The 18,855-nt window shown below is 75.6% G+C and carries 16 protein-coding genes and 2 pseudogenes; 4 read left to right on the forward strand and 14 right to left on the reverse strand.

Annotation, left to right across the window (positions count from 1 at the left end; genetic code table 11):
- The first annotated feature begins 43 nt into the window (after positions 1 to 43).
- Complete coding sequence (locus ACGFML_RS23200) at positions 44 to 349, forward strand: hypothetical protein (RefSeq protein WP_393546555.1); 306 nt, start codon at positions 44 to 46, stop codon at positions 347 to 349.
- On the opposite strand, the gene ACGFML_RS23205 is transcribed toward ACGFML_RS23200, so the two are convergent.
- The gene (locus ACGFML_RS23205) at positions 314 to 1,705 is read right to left on the reverse strand and encodes a hypothetical protein (RefSeq protein ID WP_393546557.1); all 1,392 of its coding nucleotides are present in this window, start codon (positions 1,703 to 1,705) and stop codon (positions 314 to 316) included. The two genes, ACGFML_RS23200 and ACGFML_RS23205, sit on opposite strands and share 36 nt — an antisense overlap.
- Positions 1,706 to 1,861: 156 nt before the next feature.
- Here ACGFML_RS23205 and ACGFML_RS23210 point away from each other — a divergent pair, with 156 nt between their 5' ends.
- Positions 1,862 to 3,121 (forward strand): molybdopterin-dependent oxidoreductase, encoded by a 1,260-nt coding sequence (locus ACGFML_RS23210; protein ID WP_393546559.1) that lies wholly within the window; start codon positions 1,862 to 1,864, stop codon positions 3,119 to 3,121.
- A 352-nt stretch (positions 3,122 to 3,473) separates the two neighbouring features.
- Here the strand turns inward: ACGFML_RS23210 and ACGFML_RS23215 are convergent, their stop codons facing one another.
- The 4 genes and pseudogenes from ACGFML_RS23215 to ACGFML_RS23230 all read right to left on the reverse strand — a co-directional run.
- Positions 3,474 to 4,325 carry a class I SAM-dependent methyltransferase gene (locus ACGFML_RS23215; protein WP_393546561.1) on the reverse strand — a complete coding sequence of 284 codons (852 nt, stop codon included), beginning with the start codon at positions 4,323 to 4,325 and terminating at the stop codon, positions 3,474 to 3,476.
- Positions 4,322 to 4,999 carry a DUF2064 domain-containing protein gene (locus ACGFML_RS23220; protein ID WP_393546563.1) on the reverse strand — a complete coding sequence of 226 codons (678 nt, stop codon included), beginning with the start codon at positions 4,997 to 4,999 and terminating at the stop codon, positions 4,322 to 4,324. The genes ACGFML_RS23215 and ACGFML_RS23220 overlap by 4 nt, the downstream gene beginning before the upstream one ends.
- Positions 4,996 to 5,733 carry a glycosyltransferase family 2 protein gene (locus tag ACGFML_RS23225; RefSeq protein WP_393547003.1) on the reverse strand — a complete coding sequence of 246 codons (738 nt, stop codon included), beginning with the start codon at positions 5,731 to 5,733 and terminating at the stop codon, positions 4,996 to 4,998. Before ACGFML_RS23225 ends, ACGFML_RS23220 begins: the two co-directional genes overlap by 4 nt.
- A pseudogene (locus ACGFML_RS23230) lies at positions 5,728 to 6,771 on the reverse strand (NAD-dependent epimerase/dehydratase family protein); the annotation flags it as partial. The pseudogene ACGFML_RS23230 and the gene ACGFML_RS23225, both read right to left, overlap by 6 nt.
- A gap of 203 nt (positions 6,772 to 6,974) precedes the next feature.
- Between ACGFML_RS23230 and ACGFML_RS23235 the strand changes: the two are divergent.
- Complete coding sequence (locus ACGFML_RS23235) at positions 6,975 to 8,075, forward strand: PP2C family protein-serine/threonine phosphatase (protein ID WP_393547004.1); 1,101 nt, start codon at positions 6,975 to 6,977, stop codon at positions 8,073 to 8,075.
- A gap of 71 nt (positions 8,076 to 8,146) precedes the next feature.
- Here the strand turns inward: ACGFML_RS23235 and ACGFML_RS23240 are convergent, their stop codons facing one another.
- The 8 genes and pseudogenes from ACGFML_RS23240 to ACGFML_RS23275 all read right to left on the reverse strand — a co-directional run.
- Complete coding sequence (locus ACGFML_RS23240) at positions 8,147 to 8,512, reverse strand: VOC family protein (RefSeq protein ID WP_393546565.1); 366 nt, start codon at positions 8,510 to 8,512, stop codon at positions 8,147 to 8,149.
- Positions 8,513 to 8,574: 62 nt separating this feature from the next.
- Positions 8,575 to 9,759 carry a 4-hydroxybenzoate 3-monooxygenase gene (locus ACGFML_RS23245; RefSeq protein WP_393546567.1) on the reverse strand — a complete coding sequence of 395 codons (1,185 nt, stop codon included), beginning with the start codon at positions 9,757 to 9,759 and terminating at the stop codon, positions 8,575 to 8,577.
- The gene (locus ACGFML_RS23250; protein WP_393546569.1) at positions 9,759 to 10,553 is read right to left on the reverse strand and encodes an alpha/beta fold hydrolase; all 795 of its coding nucleotides are present in this window, start codon (positions 10,551 to 10,553) and stop codon (positions 9,759 to 9,761) included. Before ACGFML_RS23250 ends, ACGFML_RS23245 begins: the two co-directional genes overlap by 1 nt.
- Positions 10,550 to 11,935, reverse strand: a complete 1,386-nt coding sequence (pcaB, locus tag ACGFML_RS23255; RefSeq protein ID WP_393547006.1) for a 3-carboxy-cis,cis-muconate cycloisomerase — start codon at positions 11,933 to 11,935, stop codon at positions 10,550 to 10,552. Before pcaB ends, ACGFML_RS23250 begins: the two co-directional genes overlap by 4 nt.
- A 100-nt stretch (positions 11,936 to 12,035) precedes the next feature.
- Entirely contained in the window at positions 12,036 to 12,680 is a 645-nt protein-coding gene (gene pcaG, locus ACGFML_RS23260) for a protocatechuate 3,4-dioxygenase subunit alpha (protein WP_393546571.1), read from the reverse strand.
- The gene (pcaH, locus tag ACGFML_RS23265; protein WP_393546573.1) at positions 12,680 to 13,522 is read right to left on the reverse strand and encodes a protocatechuate 3,4-dioxygenase subunit beta; all 843 of its coding nucleotides are present in this window, start codon (positions 13,520 to 13,522) and stop codon (positions 12,680 to 12,682) included. The genes pcaG and pcaH overlap by 1 nt, the downstream gene beginning before the upstream one ends.
- A 115-nt stretch (positions 13,523 to 13,637) precedes the next feature.
- Complete coding sequence (locus ACGFML_RS23270) at positions 13,638 to 14,363, reverse strand: CoA-transferase subunit beta (protein WP_393547008.1); 726 nt, start codon at positions 14,361 to 14,363, stop codon at positions 13,638 to 13,640.
- A gap of 225 nt (positions 14,364 to 14,588) precedes the next feature.
- Positions 14,589 to 15,392: pseudogene (locus tag ACGFML_RS23275) on the reverse strand (CoA transferase subunit A); the annotation flags it as partial.
- A 198-nt stretch (positions 15,393 to 15,590) separates the two neighbouring features.
- On the opposite strand from ACGFML_RS23275, the gene ACGFML_RS23280 reads away from it, so the two are divergent.
- Positions 15,591 to 17,279, forward strand: a complete 1,689-nt coding sequence (locus ACGFML_RS23280) for an IclR family transcriptional regulator C-terminal domain-containing protein (RefSeq protein ID WP_393546575.1) — start codon at positions 15,591 to 15,593, stop codon at positions 17,277 to 17,279.
- Positions 17,280 to 17,340: 61 nt separating this feature from the next.
- On the opposite strand, the gene ACGFML_RS23285 is transcribed toward ACGFML_RS23280, so the two are convergent.
- A complete protein-coding gene (locus ACGFML_RS23285) occupies positions 17,341 to 18,663 on the reverse strand; it encodes an MFS transporter (protein WP_393546577.1) in 1,323 nt (440 codons plus the stop codon).
- Positions 18,664 to 18,855: the final 192 nt, after the last annotated feature.

Consider the following 18,855-nt stretch of genomic DNA (forward strand, 5'->3'; position numbering starts at 1 on the left):
GGCGCGAGGTAGGCGCGGGGCGCGGTGAGAGGCGGTGGTGACCATGGACAACGCCGAGACCGGTCACGAGGCGTATTCCCTCGTCTGCCTGCACTGCGGTTACGGGTGGGAGGAGGAGTACGAGATCCGCCATGTCACCGATCTGTCGGGCCAGCCGCGTGCCCAGTACTTCGTCCGTGGGGTGCGGGTCGCCTCCCCCCTGACCCGCGCCGACTGTCCCGCCTGCAATCGCGGCCCGATCCGGATCCTGCGCCCGGGCCGGGTGAGCGCCAGCCGTTCGCTGTTCGCCTGGTCCAGCTATCCCGACTGGTCGTCACCAGCCGGTGTAGAGAAGGTGGTTGACGAGTAGGGCGAGGACCGCTTGGGCGGTCAGCCAGTGGCGGTGCCGGGCGGCGGGCAGCAGGGCGGTCGCGGGCAGCAGCCAGACGGCGAACGGCAGCCAGATGCGCTCGGTCTCCGCCTTGCTCATGCCGGAGAGGTCGGCGGCGAGCAGGGTGAGGAGCGCGGCCAGGGCGAGGACGGCCAGGCGGCCGGCGGCCGTCCCCGGGGGCCGGAGCCGCAGCCGGCGCAGTGCCGGGGGTGCGGCCGTCAGGGCGTGCCGCAGCCCGGCCACGGTGGCGAGACCGGTGACGAGGACGGTGGCGCCCAGGTTGCCGAAGATCCAGTACGCGTAGGGGCGGACCGCGGCGGCGCCTTGGTAGTACCGCTCGACCAACAGGCGGTACCCCTCCCACCAGGAGAAGCCGGCGAGGGTGAAGCCGGCCGCGACGGCCGCGGCACCGGCCAGGGCGAGGGGCAGCGGGCGGGCGGTGCGGCCCAGGAGCAGGATTGCCGCGCCGATGACGGCGATGAGGGTGAGGCCGTAGGAGAGGTAGCAGGTGAGGCCGAAGAGGAGGCCGGCGGCGAGGGCGGCCGCCCCGGGGGCGCGGGTGGTGCGGGTGGCGGCCAGGGCGAGGAGGGCGAGGGACCAGGCGGCGACGCCGGCGAAGTAGCCGTCGGCGGAGGTGCCGACCCAGACGGCGGCGGGGGCGAGGACGAGGAAGGGTGCGGCGCGGCGCGCGGTCGGCTCGTCGGTGAGGGCGCGCAGGGCGATGAGGACGGCGGCCGTGGCGGAGGTGCCCAGGGTGATGCACCAGATACCCGCCCAGGCGCCGCCGGCGAGGCCGATGTGGTCGAGGCCGACGAAGGTGAGGACCGCGGCGGGCGGATGGCCGGCGACGTGGGCGGGCCAGTGGTCCGGGGAGGTGTTGAGGATGTGGTGGGTGAAGTCGCGCAGTGCGGGGCCGGGGCGGGTGAAGCGGTCGATGACGGTCAGGTATTCGTAGGGGGTGGTGAGGCGGCGGGAGATGCCGGTCCGAAAGCCGTCGATCAGGGCGAGTGACCAGGTCCAGGCCATGGCGGTGAGCCAGCTGGTGAGGAGGAGGGCGCGCCAGGGCAGCCGGGTGGCCAGTGGAGGGCCGTAGGCGATGACGAGAGCGGCGAGGGCGAGTGCGGCGGGGGTGCCGGGGCCGAGGTGCGGGAACCATGAGGCGTACAGCGGGGGCCAGTTGACGTGCAGGCTGCCGTTGGCGCGCTCGATGACGGTGCCGATGAGGGCGACCGCCGTGACGAGGAGGGTGCCGGCGGTGGCGGCCAGCAGGTCGGCGCGCCGGACACGACGCTCTTCGGGGGGCACACGGCGTTCGGGGGTCACACGAGTGGTCACAGCGGAACGCTAGGGCGCGGGTGGGGCGCCGGGGCCGCCCGGCGGCGGCGACGTCAGGATTTCGTCATGGGTCGCCACCCCCTGGAGGCACCCGCCGGGGCGTACGGTCGGGGCCACTGCGGCGGAACTCGTCGCGCGGACCGTCGAGGACACATCATGCGTGCCCATCACTTCGCTGCCCCTTCTCCCGCCTCACCGTCGTTCTGGCGCAGTCCGCTGCGCGGTCCCCGGCTGACGGCGCTGCTCGGTGTCGTGCTCCTGGCCGGTGTCACCGTGCTGTTCGTGACCGGTCTGCTGTCGTACGCGGCGTACAGCCCGGATCTGGCCGGGGGCGTCAACGACAAGACCCCCGGCAAGGGCCTGCTGGGGTTCTACCTGTTCGCCTGGCCGACGAGTCCGCACTGGCTCTACCGGGTGACCCAGGGGGTGCACGTCACCCTCGGTGTGACGCTGGTGCCGGTGCTGCTGGCGAAGCTCTGGTCGGTGATCCCGAAGCTGTTCGCGCTGCCGCCGGCCCGGTCGGTGGGGCATGCGCTGGAGCGGCTGTCGCTGCTGTTGCTGGTCGGCGGGGCGCTGTTCGAGTTCGTCACGGGGATTCTCAACATCCAGCTGGACTATCTCTTCCCGGGGTCGTTCTATCCGCTGCACTTCTACGGGGCCTGGGTGTTCATCGCCGCGTTCGTCGCGCATGTCGTACTGCGGATCCCGCGGACCGTCAGGGCGTTGCGCGAGCGCCGGGATCCGGCGCCGGAGGCGGACGACACCGGGCTGGTCGCGCCGCGGCCGGCGGCGCCGACGGTTTCGCGGCGGGGTGCGCTGTGGCTGGTGGGCGGCGGGGCGTTGCTGCTGCTGGGGACGACGGCGGGCCAGAGCGTCGGGGGGTGGTGGCGGCGTACGGCCCTGCTGGCGCCGCACGGTGGGACCGATCCGGGGAGCGGCCCGGACGGGTTCCAGATCAACAAGACCGCGGCGTACGCGGGGATCCGGTCGCGGGACACCGGGGACGACTGGCGGCTGACGGTGGAGGGCGGCGGACGGCAGGTGCGGTTGGACCGGGCGGAGCTGCTGCGGTTGCCGCAGTACGAGTCGGCGCTGCCGATCGCCTGTGTCGAGGGCTGGTCGACGGATGACCAGCTGTGGGGCGGGGTGCGGTTGCGTGATCTCGCCGCGCTGGTGGGAGCCGGTGACCGGCCGCCGGAGGTGCTGGTGGAGTCGTTGCAGTTGCACGGTGCCTTCCGGCGGGCGGCACTGAGTGCCCATCAGGTGCGGGACGGGCGTTCGCTGCTCGCGCTGCGGGTGAACGGCGCGGAGCTGTCCGAGGACCACGGGCATCCGGCGCGGGTCATCGTCCCGGCGGCACCGGGGGTGCTCAACACCAAGTGGGTGGCCCGGCTGACGTTCGGGAGGGTGTCGTGACGGGGGCGGAGTGGCTTTCGCGGGTGCGGCGGCGCCGCTGGTACGGCGAGGGTCCGCTGCACCTGGTGCTGATGCTCGCCTCGTTCGCGCTGGCCGGCTATGCGGGGCTGCGGCTGCTGGGCGGTGGGCCGTGGCCGCTCGTCGTGGCGTGGTTCGCCGGGGCGGCGCTGCTGCACGATCTGGTGCTGCTGCCGCTGTACTCGCTGGCCGATCGGGTGGTGTGCGCGGTCACGGCGGGCACCGGCCGGCACCGGGCATGGACGGGCCATGTCCGGGTGCCGGCCGCCCTGTCGGCGCTGCTGTTGCTGGTGTGGTTCCCGCTCATCGCGGGCGGCGGGGGCGGGACGACGTCCTACACGCTGGCGACGGGGCTGCCCGGCGGGGTCTTCCTCTCCCGCTGGCTGCTGGTGACCGCCGTGCTGTTCGCGGCGTCGGCGCTGTTGCTGCTGGGCCGTTGGGCGGCGCCCCGACTGCGGGGCAGCGCGGTGCGGGTGCGGGCCTCGGTGGTGCGGGTGCGGCGGCGCAGGGCCACGAAGCGGCGTTCGGCGCCCGGCCGCTGATCCGCGGGTGCCGGGGGGCCGGTGCCGCACCACCGCTCGGCGGGGGTCCAGCCCGTGGCCGCCGCGTGGCGCAGCAGTGCGGGGGTGCCCACCCGGGCCCAGGGGAAGAGGCCGCCCTGGTGGCCGTGCCCCCCGGCGACCTGGACCTGGACCCGCTCGTCGACGTCCGCGGGGACGGTCTCCACGATGAGCAGGCCGTGCGGGGCGAGCAGTTCGGCCGTGCGCCGGAGCAGGGCGCGGCAGTCGCCGCCGATGCCGATGTTGCCGTCGAGGAGCAGGGCGGTGCCCCAACTGCCTTCCTCCGGAAGGGAATCGAAGACCGAGCGGCACAGGGCGGTGCCGCCGGCCGCGGCCGTGCGGGCGACCGCGGCCTCGCTGACGTCGATACCGAGGGCTTGCCGGCCCTGGGCGGCGAGTGCGGCGACGAGCCGGCCGGGGCCGCAGCCGATGTCGAGGACGGTGCCTTCGCAGCGGCGCAGCGCCGACCGGTCGGCGGCGTCGGCCCGGGCGCACCAGCGTTCGACGTCCAGGGGCAGCAGCCAGCCGTCGGGGCGGCGCAGGAACAGTGGGCCGCGGCCGCTGCGCAGCGCGTCGGCGTAGGGGTCGGCGCCCCAGGTGGGGGCGCGTTCTGTGGTGGGGTTCATCGTTCGGGGACCGCCGTCAGTCGGGCGAGGGTGGCGGCGAAGCGCCCTTGGGGGGTGAGGGCGGCGACGAGGCGGGCGTCGGCCGCGGTGTCGACGTCGCGCAGCGGCGGCAGGTCCCTCACACGGAGTCCGGCGGCGGTCAGGCGGGCGCGCTGAAGGGCTCCGGTGCGGGCGGTGGACATGGGGACGCCGCGCAGCAGTGCGGGGTCGGGTGCGGCCAGTCCGAGGGCCCAGAAGCCGCCGTCGTCGGCCGGACCGAACCAGGCGTCGCAGCGCTGCCAGCCGTCCGGTGCCAGGGCGGCGGCGAGGAGACCGGCGGTGACCTGCGGGGTGTCCATGCCGAGGAGCAGGGTGGGGCCGACGCTGTCGGCGAAGGCGGCGGCGAGGCGTTCGTCGAGGCCGCCCGGGTGCTGCGGCCGGACGTCGAAGCCGGCCGGGAGCCAGGGGCCGGGGCGGCCGTCGAGCACCACCACGCGGCGCCGGGCCGGCATCGCGCGGACGGCCTGGAGGGTGTCGTGCAGGGCGGCCTCGGCCAGTTGGGCGGCCTCGTCGGGTGTGTAGGGCGGGGTGAGGCGGGTCTTGACCCGGCCGGGGACCGGTTCCTTGGCGATGACCAGGACAGTCGTCGGGCCGGTGGGCCCGGCAGGCTCGGGACGGTGTGCGGGCCGGTTCACCTGGCCGTCTCCTTCCGGTGCGTGGGGGCGGCGAGCGGCGGCCGGCGCAGTACGGCGCGCATGTCGCGGACCGCGTGCCAGGTGCCGCGCCAGGTGCCGGTGACCTTGGAGCGGCCGGTGCGGGGGCGGTAGGGGACGTCGCGTTCGACGATCCGCCAGCCCGCGTCGGCGGCGCGGACGACCATCTCGAGCGGGTAGCCGCTGCGCCGGTCGGTGAGGTCCAGGCCGAGCAGTGCGGTGCGCCGAGCAGCGCGCAGCGGGCCGAGGTCGTGCAGGCGCAGGCCGGTGCGGCGGCGCAGCATCCGGCTCAGGGCGAAGTTGCCGAGGCGGGCGTGCGGGGGCCAGGTGCCGCGCTGTTGCGGGCGGCGGCGGCCCAGCACCAGGTCGTGTCCGCCGTCGCGGACGGCCACCGCGAAGGGGGCGAGCAGGCCGGGGTCGAGTGAGGCGTCGCAGTCGCAGAAGCAGACGACGTCGGCGTCGGCGGCCAGCAGTCCGGCGTGGCAGGCGGCGCCGAAGCCGCGGCGGGGTTCGTGGACGACGGTGGCGCCCAGGCTGCGGGCGAGGGCGGCGGAACCGTCGGTGGAGCCGTTGTCGACGACGATGGCGCGCCAGCCTTCCGGGATGCGGGCCAGCACCCAGGGCAGGGCGGCGGCCTCGTCGAGGCAGGGGAGCACCACGTCCACCGGGGCCGGCCGGCCGGCGGTGGGGCGGGTCCGGGACGGGGCGGCACGCATCCCGTCGCGGGCGAAGTCGGCCATGCCCTCGGCGAATCCGGTCCGTGCCCGCCAACCCAGTTCGTCGGCGATGCGCTCGGAGGAGGCGGTGATGTGGCGGACGTCGCCCAGCCGGTACTCGCCGGTGACGACCGGCTCCGGGCCACCGCACGCCGCGGCGAGGGCCCGGGCCATCTCCCCGACGGTGTGCGGCTGCCCGCTGCCCGTGTTGTAGGCGCGCAGGGTTCCCGGCTCGCGGTCCGCCAGGGCTTCCAGCGCGACCACGTTGGCCGACGCGACGTCGTGGACATGGACGAAGTCCCGCCGCTGGGCGCCGTCCTCGTAGACGGCCGGTGCCTGGCCGCGGGCCAGTGCGGAGCGGAAGAACGCGGCCACACCGGCGTAGGGGGTGTCGCGTGGCATCCCGGGCCCGTAGACGTTGTGGTAGCGCAGGGAGACGGCCCGGCCGCCGGTCGTGCGGGCCCAGGCGGCGGCCAGATGCTCCTGATGGAGTTTGGTCGCCGCGTAGACGTTGCGGGGGTCGACGGGGGCGTCCTCGCCGACCGGGCCCGGCCGCAGCGGTGCGCCGCAGGCGGGGCAGCGCGGCTCGAACCGGCCGGCGTCCAGGTCGGCCACCGTGCGCGGGCCGGGTCGCACCACGCCGTGGCCGGGGCAGCTGTAGTGCCCTTCTCCGTAGACGACCATCGACCCGGCCAGGACGAGCGCGCCGACGTCGGCGGCGGCCATTTCGGCGAGGAGGACGGCGGTGCCCAGGTCGTTGCAGGCGGCGTACTCGGGCGCGTCGGCGAAGTCCTTGCCCAGCCCCACCATCGCGGCCTGATGGCAGACCGCGTCCATGCCGCGCAGGGCCTCGGCGACGGCGGCGCGGTCGCGTACGTCGGCGACGATGCGCCGCACTCCCGGCGGTGACGGGGGCGGCTCCGGGTGGGCGGCAGGCAGCAGCACGTCGAGGACGACGGGTTCGTGGCCGCGCTCCGCCAGTGCCGCGACGACCTGCGATCCGATGAATCCGGCGCCGCCGGTGACCAGTACACGCATGCCGGTCACGCTAGGCGCGGCGGGGCGTTCCGGCGCGCGGGGCGGCGGGTGCGTCATGGGTCCGTAAGATCCCCGCCCGGCACGTCCCGGCACGTCCCGCTCGACGGCAATTTGATAACAGCCCGTCTGCACGGTATTTCGTTCCGGCATATGGCGCATATGCTCAGGTCGGGGGCGGTTTCCCCCGCACCGTCCCGCCCATGATGCCCCCGTCGGAGTACGCCTTGGCCGTGTCGAAATCAGAGCAGCGCACCGGTTCCCGGGTGCTGTTCGCGCTTCCGTACGCCGTGATGGCGGCGGTCTGCGCGACGGACCTCCTCGTGGGTCCGGGGCTCGGCCTGCTGCCGCTGGTGTCCTTGGGGCCGGCGTTCGCGGGGCTGGTGGGCGGCTGGCGGCGGACGGCCCTGGTCGGGCTGATCGCGGCCGTCCTCTGTACCGGTCTGGGGCTCTACAGCGAACTGTTCGAGGGGCGGCGCGGGCTGACCGCGCTGCTGACGGTGGCCGGGGTCACCGCGGCGGGGGTGGTGGCCTCGGTCATGCGCCAGCGCCGTGAGGCGGAGCTGGCCAGCGTCCGGTCGATCGCCGAGGTCGCGCAGCGGGTCCTGCTGCGTCCGGTGCCGCGCGGCGCGGGGCCGCTGCGGATTGCCGTGTCGTACACCTCGGCGGTGGCCGAGGCGCGGATCGGCGGGGACCTGTACGAGGTGGTGACCTCGCCCGGCGGGGTGCGGGTGATCGTCGGGGATGTGCAGGGCAAGGGACTGGAGGCGGTGGAGACCGCGGCGGTGGTGCTGGGGGCGTTCCGTGAGGCGGCGCACGACGAGCCGGATCTGTCCGCGGTCGGCGAGCGGCTGGAGCGGGCGCTGAACCGGCATCTGGCCGGCGAACGGTTCGTGACGGCGGTGCTGGCCGAGGTCGGCGACGGCCCGCACGCCACGCTCCTCAACTTCGGCCACCCGGCTCCGCTCGTCGTCCGTCCCGACGGGGCGGTCGGCTACGCCGCCCCGCCCGACCGCGCCCTCCCCCTCGGTCTCAGCGACCACGGCCCCGGCGCTCCCCTGCCGTACACGGTGCCGTTCGCCCCCGGTGACCAGCTGCTGTTCTACACCGACGGCGTCACCGAGGCCCGCGACGCGGCGGGCCGCTTCTATCCGCTCGAAGAACGCGCCGCGCTGCTGAAGGACCCCGACCCCGAAGGGGCGCTGCGCGCGGTGCGCGAGGACCTGGTCGAGCATGTCGAGGGGCCGTTGCACGACGACGCGGCGATGCTGCTGGTGCGGTACCGGCGGGGGCACGGCGACGGGTGAACCGGCCGACCGGTCCCGGCGGTTCCGGACGCCGGCCCACCCTGAGGTCGCCGGTCCGCGGTGACCGCGGGCTACGACGTGTGGCAGACGGCCTCGATGTTGTTGCCGTCGGGGTCGCGGACGAAGGCGGCGTAGTACGCCTCGTGGTACTCGGGCCACCGCCGCGGGGCGTGCAGGGACTCGGCACCGGCCGCGACGGCCGCGGCGTGGAAGGCGTCGACGGCCGCGCGGTCGCCCGCGGCGAGGGCGAGGTGGATCTCGCGCGCCGGGGCGCCGTCGGCGGCGGGGACGAGCCAGAGGTCGTGCCCCGTCGTGCCGAAGCCGATGTTCGCGCCGAACTCCTTGGTCCGTCTGCCGCCGAGCGGCGCCAGGACCGCGTCGTAGAAGCGCGCGCTCGCCGTGATGTCGCGTACCTGAATCGCCAAGTGATCGAGCATGGCGCCAACCTTCCACCGTGCCCGCCGCCTGTCCCCCGCCTTTCCGGCGGGCCCGGCGTCTCTCACCTCAGCGGCAACCCCGCGTAGTTCTCCGCGAGTTCGGCGGCGGCGTGCCGAGAGGTGGCGATGCGGTCGAGCTGGGAGCGCTGCAGGCGGGTCTCGAACGAGGGCCGGCCCTCGGGGGCGTGCAGGGTCGTGGTCATGAAGTACGAGAAGTGTTCGGCGCGCCAGACGCGGCGCAGGCAGGTGGCGGAGTAGGCGTCGAGGAGTTCGGCGGAGCCGGTGCGGTGCAGGTGCTCCAGGGCGCGGGCGAGGACGGTGACGTCGGCGACGGCGAGGTTGAGGCCCTTGGCGCCGGTGGGCGGGACGATGTGCGCGGCGTCGCCGGCCAGCAGGATGCGGCCGTGGCGCATCGGTTCGGTGACCGAACTGCGCATCGGCAGGACGGACTTGGCGGTGATCGGTCCGCGGACGAGCTGCCAGGGCCCGTCGACGGCGCCGCGGGCCTCCAGTTCGTCCCAGATGCGGTCGTCGGGCCAGTCGGCCGGGTCGGTGCCGTTGGGCACCTGGAGGTAGAGGCGGCTGACGGCCGGGGACCGCATGCTGAAAAGGGCGAAGCCGCGCGCGGAGTGGGCGTAGATCAGCTCGTCGGAGGACGGCGGGGCGTCGGCGAGCACACCGAGCCAGGAGTAGGGGTAGCGGCGTTCGTAGGTGCGGCGTTCGCGCTCGGGGACGGCGCTGCGGGTGATGCCGTGGAAGCCGTCGCAGCCGACGACGTAATCACAGCTCAGGGTGTGCTCGCGGCCTTCGTGGCGGTAGTGGATGCGGGGGCTCGCGGTGTCCGCGCCCGTGACGGCGAGGGCCCGGGCGCCGAACAGCAGCGGTGGGCCGGAGTCGAGCTGGAGGGCTATCAGGTCCTTGACGATCTCCGTCTGGGCGTAGACCGTGACGCGGCGGCCGCCGGTCAGGGCGGGGAGGTCGAGGCGGTGGGCGCGCCGGTCGTAGCGGAGCTCGATGCCGTCGTGGACCAGGCCCTCCCGGTCCAGCCGCTCCCCCGCGCCGCAGGCGCGCAGCACATCGGCCGTGCCCTGTTCGAGGATGCCCGCGCGCTGCCGCTGTTCGACGTAGCCCCGGTCGCGGCTCTCCAGGACGGCGCAGTCGATGCCGGACCGGTGCAGCAGGCGCGCGAGCAGCAGCCCCGCGGGACCGCCGCCGATGATGCCGACCGTGGTGTGGTGTGCGCCCATCACCGGTCCGTTCCTTCCGTGAGGTGGGCGAGGAGGGCCGTACGCACCGGGGCGGGCCGCTCGACGTTGGCGAGGTGGGCGGCACGGGGAAGTTCGCGCAGGGTCGCGTCCGGGATGCCGTCGGCGAGTGCGCGGGCGTGTGCGGGCCCGGTGGCCGGGTCGGCACGGCCCGCGACGACGAGCGTGGGCGCGGCGATGCGCGGCAGGTCGGCGCGGAGGTCGTATGCGGCGAGGGCGTCGCAGCAGGCGGCGTAGCCCGCCGGCGCCACGGTGCGGCGGAGCGCGTCGACGAGGGCGGTGGCCCGGGGCGTGCCGGCGAAGGCGGGGGTGAACCAGCGGGCGGCGGCGGTGTCGGCGATCGGGCCGGTGCCCCGTTCCCTTACGAGTGCGGCCCGGTCGTGCCAGGCGGCCGGTGGGCCGAAGCGTGCCGAGGAGCAGATCAGGGCGAGCGAGGTGAGCCGCGCGGGGTGGTGCACGGCGATCCAGGCGCCGACGGCGCCGCCCAGGGAGACGCCGGCGTAGGCGAAGCGGTCGATGCCGAGGGAGTCGGCGAGGTCGAGGACGCGGCGGGCGAGGCCGGGGACGGTGGTGGTGGTGGTGGGGGCGGTGGGGAGAGGGCCGGTGTGGCCGGGGAGGTTCCAGCGGACGGTGCGGAACCGCCCGACGAGTGCGGCGAGTTGGGGGTCCCAGAGGGTGTGGGAGGTGCCCAGGGAGGGGCCCAGGATCAGCGGCGGCGCGTCGTGGGGGCCGTCGACGGCGTGCGGCTCGGGCCGGGCGGCGGGTGGGTGGGTCATGGGGTGGGCTCCTGCGGGCGGGGCGTGGGGCGGGCCAGGGCGCGGTCGACGAGGGCGGGCGCGGAGCCCGTGTACGCGGTGGGGTCGAGGAGTTGGCGGAGCCGGTCCTCGGCGAGGACGCCCGCCACGGCCGGGCGCAGTGCCTCGAACAGGCCGGTGCCGTCCCGGGTGACGCTCCGGGCCGCCGCGTCCAGGGTGCGGCGAGCCCCGGCGCGGCCGAGCAGCGGGGTGAGGACGGCGGCCAGACGTTCGGTGACGACCAGGCCACCGGTCGCGTCGAGGTTCCGCCGCATGCGGTGCGGGTGCACGCGCAGCCCCGCGGTCAGCTCGGCCGCGTCCCGTGCGGCGCCGCCCACCAGCCGCAACGCCTCGCGCAGCGGCTGCCATTCGGCGTGCCAGGCGCCGGCCGGACGTTCGTCCTCGGCGGCGAGGGACCCGTACAGCACCGCGGTCTGCGCGGGAACCTGGCGGGCGGCGGCCGCGATCAGCGTGGCGCGCACCGGGTTGGCCTTGTGCGGCATGGCGGACGAGCCTCCCGCGGCGCCCTCGGCGAGTTCGCCGATCTCCGTACGGCAGAGGGTCAGCACATCGGCGGCGAGCTTGCCGAGGGCGCCCGCGGTGAAGGCGAGCGCCCCGGCGAGGTCGGCGAGGGGGGTGCGCAGGGTGTGCCAGGGCAGGGCGGGTTCGACGAGGCCGGTTTCGGCGGCATACGCGGCGACCAGCCGGTCGGCCGGGCCGGGTTCGTCCCTCGGGCCCGGCCCGGCCCCGCCGTCGGCCTCGGCGTAGGCGTGGAAGCCCGCGAAAGTGCCTGCCGCGCCGCCCAGTTGGGCCGGCAGCGTCGCGCGGACGGCCGTGAGCCGGTCGTGGGCGTCGAGGACGAGGCTGCGCCAACCGGCGGCCTTGAGGCCGAAGGTGGTGGGCACGGCGTGCTGGGTGAGGGTGCGGCCGGCCATGGGCGTGTCGCGGTGTTCGGCGGCCGTGGCCCGCAGCGTACCGGCGGTGCGGGCCAGATCCGCGCGGACGGCGTCCAGCGCGCGGGCGGCGACCGTCATGAGGGCCGTGTCCAGGATGTCCTGGCTGGTGGCGCCCCGGTGGACGTGTTCGGCGGCATGCGGGTCACGCGCGGCGACGGCGGCGGTGAGGTCGGCGACGAGCGGGACGACCGGGTTGCCGGCGGCGCGGGCCCGTGTCGCGAGGGTGCGCGGGTCGTGCGCGTGCGCCGCGGCGGTGACGGCGGCGGCCGCCTGCCGGGGGGCGAGTCCGACGGCGGCCTGGGCACGGGTGAGGGCGGCCTCGGCGTCGAGCATGGCCCGCAGGTACGCCGTGTCGCCGGTCAGCCGGGCGACGTCGGAGCCGGCCCAGGAGGGACTCAGCAGCCCCAGGTCCGCGGCATCGGCGGCATCGGCTGCGTCGGCGGCATCGGCGGCATCGGCTGCGTCGGCGGCATCGGCCGTCGGGAGGGGGGCCGTCGACTCCGACCGCTCATCGGAAGGCAAGGAAGACCGTCTCCTCGTGTGTGCCGTCCTCGGTGCCCTGGAGGTGGACGTCGAAGCGGTAGTGGCGGGCGGGGCCTTCGGCGCGGGCGAGGAGGGTGCGCGCGCGGTCCGCGGGGAGTCGGGACAGCAGCGGATCGGCGGCGTTGGCGGACGCGTGCTCGGGGAAGTAGACGCGGGTGAAGAGGTGGTGCAGCAGCCCGCGGGCGAAGACGCAGACGGCGAGACAGGGCGCGGCGCCGGCGCTCCCGGTGGAGGCGGTGGTGGCGGCGGCGGTGGCGGGCAAGGTGCGGAGGGCGTAGTGGCCGTCCGCATCGGTGGGGACGCGGCCGAAGCCGGTGAAGTCGACGCCATTGCGGCCGATGACGGCGCCGGTGACCGGATCGCGGCGCAGCGACCCGGGGGCACCCGGAGGGCTGCCGTCGGGGCCGGTCTGCCAGAACTCCAGCAGCGCGTCCGGCACCGGCGCGCCGGTGCCGTCCCGTACGTACCCGTGCAGGGTGAGGGTGTCGGGGTGGCCAGTGGGCGCGATCGTTTCGCCGCCGAGGAACGGCAGGGCGTAGCCGTAGAACGGGCCGATGGTCTGGGACGGTGTCGGGGGCAGTGCCGCGTGGGGGCGGGGGGCGACGGACATCAGCGGCCTTCCTCGGTCCAGGTGGCGGACGGGCCGTCGAGGACGATGTCCCAGCGGTAGCCCAGGGACCACTCGGGGCGCGACAGCTCGTGGTCGTAGGCGGCCACCAGCCGGGCGCGGGCGGCGGGGTCGGTGACCGAGGCCAGGATCGGGTCGTGGCGAAGGAGCGGGTCGCCGGGAAAGTACATCTGGGTGATCAGGCGTTGGGTGAAGGCGGAGCCGAACAGCGAGAAGTGGAGGTGCGCCGGACGCCAGGCGTTGTGGTGGTTGCGCCAGGGGTAGGCGCCGGGCTTGACGGTGGTGAAGGTGTAACGGCCGTCGGGGTCGGTCAGCGCGCGGCCGACGCCGGTGAAGTTCGGGTCGAGCGGGGCGGGGTGCTGGTCGCGCTGGTGGGCGTAGCGACCGGAGGCGTTGGCCTGCCAGAGCTCGACGAGCTGGCCGCGGACGGGACGGCCGGTGCGGTCCAGGATGCGGCCGGTGACGGTGATGCGTTCGCCCAGTGGTTCGCCGGCGTGCTGCCGGGTGAGGTCGGCGTCGAGGTCGGTGACGTCGGTGACGCCGAAGGCGGGGCCGGTCAGTTCGACAGCCTCCGGGTCGGCGAGCGTGTCGATCTCGATCAGCGGGCGGCGGGGGTGGCGGGCGGCGCTGCTGCGGTACGGGGCGTAGTTCCGGTCCGGGTGAGCGGGGGCCGGGCGGGCGGCGGCGCGGTCCCGGTCGGCGGCCGCCAGGTCGGCGATCTCGCGGGCGATCTCCGACTGGGTGGCGGGGCGCGGTGCCGGGGGGCCGCCGGGGGCCGAGAGCGGGGCCGGGATGCCGCCGTGCGGTGGGGTGGGTGGGGTCATGGGTGCCCTCTCCGTGCGCTGCGCGTGGGTGGTGGGGTCTTCCCGGTCGTGGGTCTTCTCCGGTCGTGGGGTCTTCTCCGGTCGTGGGGTCTTCTCCGGTGGTGGCGGGCGGTGTTCACGATGCCGCCTTCAGGGCGCGCAGGGCGGCGAGTTCGGCGGCGGTGGGCGGGTCGGTGACGCCGAGCCGTTCGGCCGCCTTGAGGTCCCAGCCGGTGGCGTCCCGTACCTGTTCGGCCGTCACTCCCGGGTGCAGGGCGGTGAGGACGAGTTCCGCGGTCCGCGGGTCGGGGCGGAGCACGCCGAGGTCGGTGATGACCACGGTCGGCCCGGCGCCGGGCAGGCCGAGGGCCGCGCGGTCGGCGGGGCCGGCGCCGTGGCCGAGGGTGGTGACGAAGTCGAGCCTGCCGACGAAGTTGCGGCGGCTGTGCCGGAGCACCATCAGCACCTGCCCGCAGTTGGCCGCGATCTCGGGGGCGCCGCCCGCGCCGGGCAGCCGCCCCTCGGGCCTGCCGGGGCCGCGGTCGACGACGGTGGTGTTGATGTTGGCGAACCGGTCGACCTGCGCGGCACCGAGGAAGCCGACGTCGATCCGGCCGCCCTGGAGCCAGTAGTTGAAGATCTCCGGTACGGACACCACCGCGTCGGCGGTGTCGGCGAGTTCGCCGTCGCCGATGGACAGCGGCAGCCGGTCCGGTTTGGAGCCGATGGTGCCGGACTCGTAGATCAGGACGAGGCCCGGATTGACGGTGCGGCGGGCGAGGTTGGCGGCCGTGCTGGGCAGTCCGATGCCGACGAAGCAGGTGCCGGCTCCGGCGAGTGCGCGGGCGGCGTTGATCTCCATGAGCTCGTCGGGAGTGCAGGTGGGGGCATCGTCCGCCGCCGGGGCGGCGGTGGCGGCACCGGTCGCTGCCGCAGTGACCGCCGGGCCGGACTTCGCCGGGGCGGGTGCGGTGTCCGCGGCGGGTGCGGTGTCCGGCGCCGGTGCGGTGTCCGGCGCGGGTGCGGCTCCGGTGGCGGGCGTCGGGTCCGGAGCCGCCGCCGGGGCGGTCGTCCGCGGCCCGTCGCCCGTCGCGCGCACCCGCTCCCGGACCCACCGGCAGAAGCTCTCCCGGTCCCGCGCGATGGTGTCCCACTCCCGGTAGAAGGCGTTGTCACGGACGGAGTACCCCGCCGCGTAGGAGGGGTGGGCGCCGCCGGGGACCACGGCGACCGCGTCGACGACCCAGCCGGGCAGCACGATCCCGCCGGGGCGCGGCTCCAGCGTGTCGACGAGTTCCTCGACGGTGACCAGGACGCGCCGGGCGGCCAGCGCGGCCTCCTTCTGCACACCGGTCAGGCCCCACAGCTGGACGTTGCCGGCCCGGTCGGCCCGCTGCGCGTGGATGACGGTGACATCGGGGTTCAGGGCGGCGACGGCGGCCAGTTCCGCACCGGTGAACGGGCAGGTGACGGTGGCGACGGTGGAACTCCGGCCGGGGATGTCGCTGCCGCGGTAGCCGCGCAGCACCGCGAACGGGAGCCTCGCGGCGCCCGCGGCGTAGCGGTTGGCCATCCCGGCGTGGCTGTGCTCGTCGATCTCCAGCGGGGCGGGCCAGCCGTTCTCGACGGCGTCCCGGAAGCGGTGCAGCGAGCCCACGCCCGGGTTGCCGCCCCAGGAGAAGACCAGCTTGCGGGCCGCGCCCACGCCGATCAGCTGGTCGTAGACGACGTCCGGGGTCATCCGGGCGAGCGTGAGGCCCGTGATGCCCTGGCGGATGATCTCGTGCGCCGCGGCGAACGGGATCAGGTGGGTGAAGCCCTCCAGCGCCACGGTGTCCCCGTCGTGGATCAGGTCCGCGACGGCGTCGCGCAGGGAACGGATGTCGGCCATGTCCTCGCCTTCGGTTCCGGCTCGTCCACCGCACTCGTCGGTTCGCCGTCCCGGTGGGCCGATTCGCGGCTTGGTCGCGACGCGTTCGCGTGGTGAACTTAAGTTCAGAATGAAGCCCCGAGTGTGAACCCGGCCCCCGGCCCTGTCAACGGTGCGCCGGGTACGGTTCCGACGAGATCGCCGCACCGTGGAGAGCCCATGAGCCACCCCGCACCCACCGCACTGTCCTCGCCGCCACCGCCGCCGGAGGCGGTGGGGCCGCTGATGCGCGGCCTGTCCGTGCTGCGCGTGCTGGCGGCGGGCGGTGGCCGGCGGGCGGTGGGCGATCTGGTGCGCGCCACGGGCCTGGCGCGTTCCACCGTGGACCGGGTGCTGAGCACCCTCGCCCGGCTCGGCTATGTGCGCACCGAGGGCCGCGACGCCGTGCTCGCCCCCCGGCTCCTGGAACTGGGCAACGCCTACCTCGCCGCCTCCGAACTCCCCGACCGCCTGGGCCCGCTCGCCGACCGGCTCGCGGACACCCTCGACGAGTCGGTCTCGCTCGCGGTCCCGGACGGCGACGGAGTGCGCTTCGTCCACCAGGCGACCCGCCGCCGCGCGATGTCGCTCGCCTTCCGCATCGGCGATCTGCTGCCCGCCGAACGGGGCGCGCCGGGCGCCCTGTTCGCGGACGCCTGGGACGCGGACGACTGGCGACGCTGGCGGGAGCGCCGGGCGGCCGATCCGACGGACGCGGGCTTCCCGGCCGTGCCCCCGCGGCGCGGCGCCGGTGCGCCGGACTCCGCGTCCGGCAGTGACTTCGAGGCGCGGGTGGCCGCCGCGCGGACGGCCGGCTGGTCGCAGGACGACCAGCTCATCGAGCCGGGCCTGGTGGCGGTGGCCATGCCGGTGCGGGACGGGGCCGGGCGTACGGTCTGCGCGGTCAGCGTCGTCAGCCACACCAGCCGGTTGAGTGCGGACGGGTTGCGGCAGGCGGTGCTGCCGCGGCTGCGGGAGACGGTGACCGCCATGGAACACGCGCTGGGCGCGCCGCCCACCGGCGCCGCCGGCGACCGGACCGCAGTGGCACCGGCGGAGTGGATGCGGGCCTCGAAGCAGGAGTCGGGCCCCGAGTTCGTCGAATCGGTGGCCCGGGGGCTGCTCACCCTGACCGCATTCGGCAGCGGGCGTGCCGCCCTCCCCCTCACCGCCGTGGCCCAGGCCACCGGCCTGGCCCGCGCCACCGCCCGCCGGGCCCTGATCACCCTGGAACACCTCGGCTACCTCACCACCGACGGCACGCTCTTCCGCCTCACCCCCAAGGTCCTGGAGCTGGGCTTCGCCCACCTGTCGGGGCTGACCCTGCCCGCCGTCGCACAGCCGCACCTGGCCGCGCTGGTCGAGCGGGTGCACGACTCCGCGTCGATGGCGGTCCTGTCCGGCGACGACATCCAGTACGTGGCGCGCGTGCCCACCGTCCGCATCATGAGCGTCAACATCACCCTGGGCACCCGCTTCCCCGCCTGTCCCACGTCCATGGGGCGCGTCCTCCTCGCCGCCCTCCCCCCGGCCGAGCTGGCCGCCCGCCTGGCCCGCATCCGCCTCGAACCCCTCACCCGCCACACGGTCACCGACCCGCGGCGCCTCGCGGCCCTGCTGGACACCGTCCGCACCGAGGGCTATGCCCTGGTCGACGAGGAACTGGAGGAAGGGCTGCGCTCCCTCGCCGTACCGGTCCGCGACCGCGCCGGTCGCGTCGTCGCCGCGGTCAACGTCTCGACGCACGCGGGCCGTTGCGCACCGGACGCCACCCGCCGGTCCGTCCTGCCCGCGCTGCGCGAGGCCGCCGCGGACATCGAGGCGGACCTCCGCGTGGCCGGGCGCTACGCACGCATTTCGGCGCTGTGAGGCGCTGACGGCCGAAGGGCCGCCGGACGCGCCGTCAGCGCCGTCAGCGCCGTCAGCGCCGTCAGCGGCGGACCAGCGCCACCGAGCCGATCGCGACCGCGCCCAGCAGACCGGCCAGCGCGAAGACGGAGAAGCCCAGTCGGCTGTTGCCGGCGGCCGCCAGGGTGCCGCCGAGCCACGGACCGACGACGGCGCCGGTACGGCCGATGCCGGTCACCCAGCCCAGGCCGGTGGCGCGTTCGGCGGGCGGGTAGACGCGGTCGGCCGCCGCGTACACCATCGTCTGGGCGCTGAAGAGCCAGACGCCGGTGACGGCCACCACCGCGTACGTGAGCCCGAGCGGGAGGCGGGTGCCCAGCAGCAGCGCGCCGGCCGCCGTGAGCAGGAACCACACGCCGGAGACCGCGACCGGGCCGAAGCGGTCGGCGGCGCGGCCGGCGACGAGCATGCCGACGATGCCGCCCGCGTTGATGATCAGCAGGAAACCGACGGACGACGTCAGGCCGTAGCCGGCTGCGCGCATCATCTGCGGGAGCCAGGTGCTGACGCCGTAGACCAGGAGCAGTCCGCAGAAGGACGCGAGCCACAGCAGCGGGGTCGCCCCGCGCACGCCGGGACCGAAGAGTGCGCGGACCGCGTCCAGGCGGCCCCGGGCGCCCCCGGACGGCGCGTCGGCGGGGACCGGGCGGGCCATGCCGTAGCGGTCGGCGAGCGCGGCGGCCTCGGCCGCGCGCCCCCGGGCGAGGAGGACCCCGGGGGACTCCGGCAGCAGCCTCAGCAGCAGCGGCGCGGCGACGACCGCGGGCAGCACCCCGACCCAGAACACCCAGCGCCAGCCGAACGCGGGGGCGAGGGTGAGGCCGAGGCCGGTCGCCGCCATGCCGCCCGCGTGGTACGAGGTCATCAGCAGGCCGGTGGCGAGCGCGGCCCGGCCCGGTGGCGCGAACTCCATCACCATCGACAGGCACAGGGGCATCAGGCCGCCGAGGCCGAGCCCGGCGAGGAAGCGCCCGGCGCCGAACGGGGCGGGCGCGGCGGCCAGGGCGCAGACCGCCGAACCCGCGGAGAACAGCAGCACGCTGGTGACCAGGACCGGACGGCGGCCGAGCCAGTCGGTGAGGGTGCCGGCGCCGAGGGCGCCGACGAGCATGCCGAAGGTGGTCCAGCTGCCGATCGTGCCGGCCGTGCCGGGAGTGAGCGCCAGTGACGGGTCGTCAAGCATGTGCGGCAGGACGGCGCCGTAGACGTTGACGTCCATGCCGTCGAAGAAGACGGCGAGCCAGCACAGCGCGAGGACGGGCGCGACCGAGCGGAAGGTGTGGCGCGCGGGGGCGGGGGCGGCGGAGGTGCCGGCGGGGGACGCGGGCGTGCCGGTGGGCGACATGGCGGCCTCGGATTCACAGCGGTCCGGGTGACGGGCGAGCGGTGCGGAGTGGGCGCGCGACAAGGGCTGTTCGCGGGAAGGCGCGTACGGTGAAGCGCGTGCGGGAGGTTCACGCAGGACGTTCGCGTGGTGAACTTTCGTTCACCTTGCTGGCCGAGGATCCTCTCCCCGCACCCCGGGGCTGTCAATGGC

The organism is Streptomyces sp. NPDC048650 (assembly GCF_043199095.1).
Lineage (GTDB): Bacteria > Actinomycetota > Actinomycetes > Streptomycetales > Streptomycetaceae > Streptomyces.

Coding starts and splice junctions, on each gene's coding strand:
- ACGFML_RS23200 (WP_393546555.1), top strand. CDS start 44: ATGGACAACGCCGAGACCGGTCACGAGGCGTATTCCCTCGTCTGCCTG.
- ACGFML_RS23210 (WP_393546559.1), top strand. CDS start 1,862: ATGCGTGCCCATCACTTCGCTGCCCCTTCTCCCGCCTCACCGTCGTTC.
- ACGFML_RS23215 (WP_393546561.1), bottom strand. CDS start 4,325: ATGAACCCCACCACAGAACGCGCCCCCACCTGGGGCGCCGACCCCTAC.
- ACGFML_RS23225 (WP_393547003.1), bottom strand. CDS start 5,733: ATGCGTGCCGCCCCGTCCCGGACCCGCCCCACCGCCGGCCGGCCGGCC.
- ACGFML_RS23235 (WP_393547004.1), top strand. CDS start 6,975: ATGCCCCCGTCGGAGTACGCCTTGGCCGTGTCGAAATCAGAGCAGCGC.
- ACGFML_RS23240 (WP_393546565.1), bottom strand. CDS start 8,512: ATGCTCGATCACTTGGCGATTCAGGTACGCGACATCACGGCGAGCGCG.
- ACGFML_RS23245 (WP_393546567.1), bottom strand. CDS start 9,759: ATGGGCGCACACCACACCACGGTCGGCATCATCGGCGGCGGTCCCGCG.
- ACGFML_RS23250 (WP_393546569.1), bottom strand. CDS start 10,553: ATGACCCACCCACCCGCCGCCCGGCCCGAGCCGCACGCCGTCGACGGC.
- pcaG (WP_393546571.1), bottom strand. CDS start 12,680: ATGTCCGTCGCCCCCCGCCCCCACGCGGCACTGCCCCCGACACCGTCC.
- pcaH (WP_393546573.1), bottom strand. CDS start 13,522: ATGACCCCACCCACCCCACCGCACGGCGGCATCCCGGCCCCGCTCTCG.
- ACGFML_RS23270 (WP_393547008.1), bottom strand. CDS start 14,363: ATGGAGATCAACGCCGCCCGCGCACTCGCCGGAGCCGGCACCTGCTTC.
- ACGFML_RS23280 (WP_393546575.1), top strand. CDS start 15,591: ATGAGCCACCCCGCACCCACCGCACTGTCCTCGCCGCCACCGCCGCCG.
- ACGFML_RS23285 (WP_393546577.1), bottom strand. CDS start 18,663: ATGTCGCCCACCGGCACGCCCGCGTCCCCCGCCGGCACCTCCGCCGCC.